This window comes from Serratia sp. NPDC078593, assembly GCF_050268245.1.
Lineage (GTDB): Bacteria > Pseudomonadota > Gammaproteobacteria > Enterobacterales > Enterobacteriaceae > JBNNGK01.
In genome coordinates this window covers 1-1,916 of sequence record NZ_JBNNGK010000048.1, presented here as the reverse complement: position 1 = coordinate 1,916, position 1,916 = coordinate 1, and the positions used below count along the sequence as shown (strand labels likewise).

Genomic DNA, 1,916 nt, shown 5'->3' with positions numbered 1-1,916 from the left:
CTGCTTTTTGCTTGATGCTGATTTTGTCATGTGAGCTACCTCTGGTTAAGAGTTTACTCACTTAGCGCCGTGTCCACTATTGCTGGGTAAGATCATAGTTTGTTAAAATGCTCTTTGTGTGGTGCTGCATTAACAACTAGCAGTACCAATGGGTATACTTATATAAAATGTGATAACTCGAGAAATAAAAAAGGATGTGAGGCACAAATGATGCCATATATGCCTTTTGAAAAAGGTGTTCTTAAGTATGTTAAAGGTATTGATGTTGAAAAAGTACTAAACAATCTAATTGGTTCAGTTAGTGATATTGACATATTAAGGAGTGAAATTGTAGAGTTAGAGACTTACATAGAAACTTTCAGTATAGGAATGGAAAAACTAAGACAACAGGGCCGGATGCCGAGTTTTGACATGTTGGATCAAAAATCTCAGGCAGAAGAAAAATTACAGAATACTAAAGAAAAACTTGCAGATAAAAAAGACACAGTAAATGTTACTAATATTGAGTTTTCTGATGATATACATGAAATTTCAAATATTATTGAACGTTCAAAACTGGAGTTAGAACTACGAAAGGTAATCAAGCGTATTGATGTATTGCCGAGTAAAAGTCATGTCATTGCTGATATTCATTATCATAATGATGACTGTATTAAACATGTCCTACTGATCAATAAGAAAAAATCTACAATAGAAGCTATCGGAGAAATTGAAAAACAAGACGGATGGAGAACATATAGTTTTTCTGAAAATGAAAAACTAGTGTTTCAAGTAAATTCTTCCGGTGATGTTTGGACGTTGAAAGCTAGTAAAGATAAAAATGTAGAAGACATTCAAAAATATATGATAATGATGGCTGGACGAGAGCCTATTGATTTTGACTATCATATCAATGAAGATTTTATTGAATGGATTTAAGTAAGAATATATAGCGTATTTTGTGATTTTAATGTGGATAAAGAAGAGTTATTTCTTCGAGCGTTTTCACTTATATGGTATTGAGATTGCTTTAAAACGATACACTGGCGTACTACTTAAGAAGTACGGGAATACTATTGAAATCTTATATGATTGTACTAGCAATAAAGTACGGAGATACTGAAAAAATCTTAGATACTTTCGACTACCATATATAAAGTTATTATGAATGAAATGGTTATTACTATTCCTTGATCGAGCCAATTTTGCCCGTTAACATATAGTCATTCGAACAAAACATCAGCCGTAGGAGGTAAACCATGAGATGAATTTTAATTTAGAGGGGTAAAAAAATGTCAAAAAAAAATAGTAAGGTATCAACAGTAATTGTTAGTGAAATCAATCGTTTATTCAACGAGCTAGCAGGGTTCGATGTCACCATCCAACGTAAGAAGACCGAAGCTAAAGCCTACATTCAGGTTTTGGATCGGTATCAAGGTGATGAGAGGATTCACACAATCTATCTGAAGGGCGACGAGATTTGTTATCGTGGTCTAAATATTGATCATGGCAATGTAACAGAAGTCGATATAGAAGATAACGAAGTGAAGTTCATTATGTACTCAACATTGGTAATGAAACTCCCCTTGGCATACGAATCAGTGAAGCAGCTTCTGTCTATTGTCGATGTGCACAACCTTGAAGTACTCGCAACACCTAAACATTCATAAAAAAAAGGACAAAAGGTCGGTTTACAGGAATGAAACGACCTTTCTAAACTTATCATAATGAAGAGAACAATGAATAATTCTGCATCTTTCTTTCCTGCTTGCAAATTTATTTTTCTATCCCTAGTGATTCAGGAAAACAAGCTAAGGTAATTAGCAGACAGACAGAAGGAGTTTGATCTTACCCAGCAATAGTGGACACGGCGCTAAGTGAGTAAACTCTTAACCAGAGGTAGCTCACATGACAAAATCAGCATCAAGCAAAAAGCA

General features: G+C 34.3%; 2 protein-coding genes. Both read left to right on the top strand.

All coding sequences use genetic code 11. The annotated features are described in order from the left end of the window. Nucleotides 1-99 precede the first annotated feature (99 nt). Nucleotides 100-918, top strand: coding sequence for a zinc ribbon domain-containing protein (locus tag ACQKDS_RS20175; RefSeq protein WP_399674044.1), 819 nt, complete (start codon nt 100-102; stop codon nt 916-918). A 353-nt stretch (nt 919-1,271) separates the two neighbouring features. Then, entirely contained in the window at nt 1,272-1,649 is a 378-nt protein-coding gene (locus ACQKDS_RS20170; protein WP_399674042.1) for a hypothetical protein, read from the top strand. Nucleotides 1,650-1,916: the final 267 nt, after the last annotated feature.